This is a genomic window from Micromonospora sp. ALFpr18c (assembly GCF_008868155.1).
Taxonomy (GTDB): domain Bacteria; phylum Actinomycetota; class Actinomycetes; order Mycobacteriales; family Micromonosporaceae; genus Micromonospora.
Window position 1 is genome coordinate 1 of sequence record NZ_WBKR01000283.1, and the last position, 5,597, is coordinate 5,597.

Annotated in this window: 5 protein-coding genes and 1 pseudogene; 2 read left to right on the forward strand and 4 right to left on the reverse strand. The window is 66.0% G+C overall.

The window, feature by feature from the left end:
- Positions 1–277 precede the first annotated feature (277 nt).
- Positions 278–838, reverse strand: a complete 561-nt coding sequence (locus F8271_RS29485; RefSeq protein ID WP_151493098.1) for an NADAR family protein — start codon at positions 836–838, stop codon at positions 278–280.
- Positions 839–997: 159 nt separating this feature from the next.
- On the opposite strand from F8271_RS29485, the gene F8271_RS29490 reads away from it, so the two are divergent.
- On the forward strand, positions 998–2,062 hold the full coding sequence (locus F8271_RS29490) for a hypothetical protein (protein WP_192580514.1): 1,065 nt from the start codon (positions 998–1,000) through the stop codon (positions 2,060–2,062).
- Between the two features lie 55 nt (positions 2,063–2,117).
- Here F8271_RS29490 and F8271_RS29495 read toward each other — a convergent pair.
- Both F8271_RS29495 and F8271_RS29500 read right to left on the reverse strand, forming a co-directional pair.
- Positions 2,118–2,351: pseudogene (locus F8271_RS29495) on the reverse strand (transposase); the annotation flags it as partial.
- A 78-nt stretch (positions 2,352–2,429) separates the two neighbouring features.
- Positions 2,430–3,377, reverse strand: coding sequence for an NAD(P)-dependent oxidoreductase (locus tag F8271_RS29500; RefSeq protein ID WP_151493099.1), 948 nt, complete (start codon positions 3,375–3,377; stop codon positions 2,430–2,432).
- A 47-nt stretch (positions 3,378–3,424) separates the two neighbouring features.
- On the opposite strand from F8271_RS29500, the gene F8271_RS29505 reads away from it, so the two are divergent.
- Positions 3,425–4,078: a ScbR family autoregulator-binding transcription factor gene (locus F8271_RS29505; protein ID WP_192580515.1), complete on the forward strand. Its 654-nt coding sequence runs from the start codon at positions 3,425–3,427 to the stop codon at positions 4,076–4,078.
- Here F8271_RS29505 and F8271_RS29510 read toward each other — a convergent pair.
- Complete coding sequence (locus F8271_RS29510) at positions 4,059–5,000, reverse strand: ScbA/BarX family gamma-butyrolactone biosynthesis protein (RefSeq protein ID WP_151493101.1); 942 nt, start codon at positions 4,998–5,000, stop codon at positions 4,059–4,061. The genes F8271_RS29505 and F8271_RS29510 overlap by 20 nt on opposite strands.
- Positions 5,001–5,597 lie beyond the last annotated feature (597 nt).

Below are 5,597 nucleotides of genomic sequence, written 5' to 3' on the forward strand. Positions count from 1 at the left end.
ACCGAAACACGTCGAAGGCACCCGCGCGAAGCTGAAACGCATGGTCAACCGCCAGGTCCTCACCGAAGACGAGCCCGGAGTATTCACCCTCGCCCAGAAACGGACCTAACACTCCGAACCACCCTCTGATAGTCCTTGGTCGAGACCCGTCCGTAGAACGCGAACCTGAGCCCAGCCGGCACGCGGCTCCCACGCTGGCGCACGCGTGGCGTCTTGCCCTCGACCCACGCCGCGAGGAGATCCTTCTCACCGACAGGTGGTGCGGGTGCCGTGTCGATCATTGACTGTCCTGGCGTAGTCGTTGACGAGTGTGCATGAGGGCGAAGCCAAGCAGGTTGAGCCCTTTCCACCGGCTTGGGTCGGCGGCGAAGGGTTCGTCGGCGGTGAGTCCGATGCCCCAGATCCCGTCGAGAGGGCTGGCTTCGACGAGGATCCGGTCGCCGGTGCCGAGCAGGTAGGCCCGCAGATCGGCATGCTGGCCGAACTTCGCGACGCTGCCCTCGACCACGATGCCGTATCGGTTGGCCTCCCAGACGGGCTGGTCGAAGCCCTGCACCTGCCGTCCCAGCGTCTTGGCCCGGTGCGGATGCGACGCGGTCAGGACCTGCTCGGCGATGCTCGTGTCGCCGAACAGGATGGCTTTGGCCCACATCATGTAGTGCTCGGCGGTGGCGAACTCGCGTCCGTCGATCGCAAATCGGGCGGGCCACCACTGGCTCAGGCAACCGGCGCCGACGCTGCCGTCCGGCTGCGGCTGGTGTCCCCAGAAGTGCAGGAACTTCACCCGCCGGCCGGAAGTAACGAGGTCGACCAGGTCGGTAACGGTACGCGGATCCACGGCCGCCAGTTTGGCGGATCGACGCGCCGGACCGCAGCCGATATTCCAGCGGCGGCGACCGGCTGCCCAGCACCGTCACCGCCTACGCTGTTTGCCGTGGCTGTCTCGTGCTGGCATGATCCCGGCCATGATCGAGAGAATCGAGTCCTCGGTCCGCCCGTGAGCGTGACAACCGAGCCTGGATCGCTCGGACCCCAGATCAGTCTGTTCGACCACGCCCTGCGCCTGCATCGGCCAGATCCGGGATCTCCTCCTCCGCGTGACGGCGAGCCGTATCCGGACGACGAGCGTCACCCGCGGCGGCGTCGATCGAAAACCCGGCGAGATCGGCGACTCGACGGTGCTGACGTTGCCGTCATTCTCGACGCGCACTTCGGCACGGCCGATGCGCCACCGAACGAACTCGTTGACGCGTTCTGTGACGTCGATGTCCCGATCCATCGGAACGAGCACATCGCAGCGGCAGCCCTGCGCGCGGATCGGCAGCGGGTTCGGAAAACCGGCCGGTGGCTGGTGCGGCACAGCACTGATCGATGTTCCGCGACAGTCGGGCTGGCGCTGCTCGCGACCGATTGGGCAGATAACGACGTTCCGCTGATCCAGACGATTGGCCTGCTGTCGGACCGGTTTGGGCCGCTGGCCGCCGAGGCGCTACAACGTCGCCGCGAGGGCGGACAAGCCCTGTTGTGGTTGCCCCAACGCGTTACCGGTTGGGGAAGGGTGTACGTCATCGAGGCGCTCTGCCGCCACGGTGCCGCCGCCTCCCGTCAGTGGCTGCTACGTCATGCCTGCGACGGCGACTTCCTCAACGGCTACTTCGCGGGCAAGGTCGCCACGACAGCCCATCTCCATGAGGCATCATCGGCAGCGAGGTCGACGATGACCTGGTCGATCACACGGGCCGGCCGGCTGTTGAGGATCATGGCGGACTGCGGTGGCATGGGCATGACTTTGGAGCACTATCCGCCGGCATCGGCCGTGCTCGCCGCCCACGTGGCTCACCTCGTCCGGCAGGCGCCGACCGTGAGTAGGTACGCCGACGCGGCGGTCATCGCGGACCACCTGACGGAGAAGGCCCGGAACGATCCGGATGCACTGCAGAGCACCGAGACGAGCTGGTGCGGCAGTACCTCGCGGTCCTCGATCGGCAGGACTGGCGGGACGCGATCCGCGCCGGCCTCGACCCGGACAGCGACCTCTACTCCTGGTTCGCCGGCGACGTAGCAGCGCGGCTGCAGCGGGTCTGTCAAACGAACGGTGTAACCCAGGTTGTTGAGGGCTACTTTCGGCCCGCGGTCAGGCGTCCTTCGAAGGCCATCTCGAAGGCGTTCAGAGCGGATTTCCAGCGCATCGTCCACCGTCGCGGGCCCTGCCCGGTCGGGTCGAGGCTCATCACGGCGAGGTAGACGCATTTGAGGGCGGCGCCCTCGTTGGGGAAGTGGCCGCGGGCGCGCACGGCGCGGCGGATCCGAGCGTTGACGCTCTCGATGGCGTTGGGAGTGGCGGCGGCGCGGTGGCGTTGGAGGCGGTTGATGCCGAACTCGCCGTGCCGTTAGCGAGAGAGCCCCGGGTCTCCGCGATTGCCGGCCTGTCAGCAACGCGGTAAGCAGCAGTTCGTCGCGTCATGCAGGTCCTGGTGCGGGGGGCGGCCGGCCTGGCAGCCAGCGTCCCGCCAGATCCTCGTCGAGTCGTACCAGTGGTCGGTGGCTGCGAGATCGAGGACGCGAGCAGGTAGGTGTGGGAGGGCGGCGGAGGCCGCTGCACGAGACAGGTTGGTCCCGGGTGCGCTGACGCCCAGGCAGGTCGCGAGTGCCTCGATGACCTCACGGAGGCTGACCGGGCGTGGGTGATTCGCGTGGTACATCGCGCCGTGCGGGAATTTCGGCCGGTCCAGCGCCAGCGCCAGGGCCACGCGGGCCAGATCACGCACCGAGATCATGGACATCTTGGCCGTTCCACCATCAATCAGACCAGGGGCTTTCAGGAGGGCTACCAGCGAGGGCAGGACCCAGCGGTCTCCGGCCCCGTAGACGAGGTGCGGCCGGAGCACCACGCCGCCGGCCGACCTGACCGATTGTTCGGCGGCGAGGCGACTTGTGCTGGTCGGCGACGACGGCGACGGCGTCAACGCGCCCTCGACGGCTCCACGATGTGGTCCGGTGCCGTAGACCGCCGCTGTGCTGACGTACAGCAGGCGACCAATGCCCGCCTGCACGGCGGTCCTGACGAGGTTCGCGGTGCCTTCCTCGTTCACCAGGGCGCACCGCCTCGGGTCCGGCCCAATGTATGAGGCGGCGTGGATGACTAGGTCGACATCGTCACAGATGCCGGCGATCGTGCGGGGGTCGGCCAGATCGGCCGAGACCACGGTGACGGCTGCGGTGGGCGGGTTGGTGTGCCGAGGACGCAGGAGGACGCGGATGTCAGGCGTTCGGCGCCGATGGAGCGCTGCCAGAATCGCCGACCCGATGAATCCGGTGGAACCGGTTAGCAGCACCCGTCGAACTTTCGGGTCTGCGACGGTCCGGAAGCCGGTCACCGGCTGACCATGGCCGCCGCACCACGTGAATCCCTAGGATGTCGCCTATGGTGAGGCAGGCACGGGCCGAGCAGACACGAGCGGCGATCCTCCGGGCAGCCGCGGACGTGTTCGACCAGTTCGGCTACCAGTCGACGAGCCTCGGCGACATCATCGCCAAGGCGGCAGTGACCAAAGGCGCTCTGTACTTCCACTTTGGATCCAAGGCAGAGTTGGCGCAGGCCGTCGTCGAGTTGCAGCACGTTACCTGGATGAAAATTGCCGAGTGGGCGGCGGCGCCCGGCACTCGCGCGCTGACCGCGATGATCAAGCTCTCGCACGCCCTCGCCACCCAGATGACCAGGGATCCGGTGATTCGCGGCGGCATTCGGCTCACCCTGGAGCGGGGCTCCCTCGAGCATGACGGAAGAACTCCTTACCTGGACTGGATTGCCATGACCGGGGAGTTTCTGGACCGCGCCGTCGAAGAGCGTGACATCGACCCGACGGTCGATACCACCGATATCGCCCATTTCATCGTAGGTTCATTCACGGGTCTCCAGGTGTTGGCGCAGGTGCTTGAGGAGCGGCCCAGGCTGAACGACACGGTCGCGCAGATGTGGCGCATTCTTCTTCCCGGCCTGGTGCCCGCTCCCAGACTGCCGGATCTGCTCAAGATGGCTGAGGAGACGCATTCGGCGTCTATTGCTCAGCCAGCATGACGACACCGTGGGCGGTGGTTCGTTCATTCTGCGAGAAACGGACGTCCGCGTTCGTGTTGCCGGACCTCGGTTTCAGCGAAACCGAAATATGACACGGTTGGTCCAGTTCAATGAAGTGTGTGAAGTCGACGTCCGCGCCCACCATGGAGAATTGGCGTCCCGACGTGACGCAGGCGGCTTGGCGCATTGCCTCGTAGACCATGATCCCCGGCGCGTGGTCGAGGGGATGGTCGAAGAAGACGGGGTGGTCGATCGGGACTCTCAGTTCCAGGCCGTCGCGGGGACTTCCGGCAACGACGACATCACGCGGATCGCCGCGACCGACCGACGTGGGTTCCACGGGCCGGGAGATCTGCGGTAGTGCCAGCCTGGGGCCGCCCCCACCCCACCTCAACCGCCGGTAGGTGGCGGGACTGACGCAGCGGGTCCAGCCGGTCGCCGAGGCGATCGGGCGTGCGTCACGGTGAATTTCGAACTCGAACCTGATGGCGGCCGCGCCGTTCGGACGTATCTGCGCGTCCATGCCCCGCACGGTGACCACACAGTTGAACGGGTGATCCCCGCTGTGGACGAGGGGTTCGATGAGCTGCCAACGCAGACGCCGCATTATAAAGGGGTTGTGGCGCGGGACTCCGTATCCTTCGTGGCCGACCAGAATGCCCGCCTGTCGAACGGTCTCGACAATCACCAGGGCGTCGAATTCGGCGCTCGTGCCGGCGTAGAGGCTGTGGCCTCGGGGCCACTGGACCCCGCAGGCGAACGTTCCATCGTCGGCACGATGCCAACTCGTCAGTAGCACCTCGGAAACCGCTGCTCGGTGGACCAGCCAGCGCGGGACCGTGGATTCGTACGAGAGGATAGGTGGCGCCGGCAGGCCGAGTTCTCGCGAAAGAGGGCGTGGGACATCAACTTGCTGACTCATGGAAATCCCCCCGGTAACTTATTGATGTTGCTCAAAGGCATTATACCGCCGATGGATTTATTGGGCTGGAGAATGTCGCAAATGTCGATCACGTCTCGGTTGGCCCAATTGTCGACCGAGCCGTCGATGACTCTCCGTGACGTTCCTTCACGGGCGGTGTTGACAAAACCGGGAGGTCGGTTTTTTATTGGACCCAGCTTCCATCGTTCATCGCCGCCGTAGGTCCGCCACCAATCGCCGCGTAGCCGCGACCGAGGCGCCGGTCATTTCAAGCGAAGGCACGCTGCCCGTCCTCGCGGTACAGAGCGCAAGTCCGATCAAGATCCGACGGATCGCTCCCACACGGGGGAGCCCGAGCCAGGCGAGGTTCTCTATGCATGTGATCATCGCGGATTCCGATGCGATGGGGCGTAGTACGGCAGCCGCCATTAGCAGTCTGACCTGCTGGGATGTGGTGGGGGCGGCGTCCGACATGGACGCAGCCGCCCGTTGATCATGTGTTTGTGAAGACAACAAGATCGAAGGCGGCTGCTGCTGCCAGCATAGAGGCTGCCCGGGCGGCCCGGACCGCGGGTGAGTTGCTGGGACGGCTGCGGT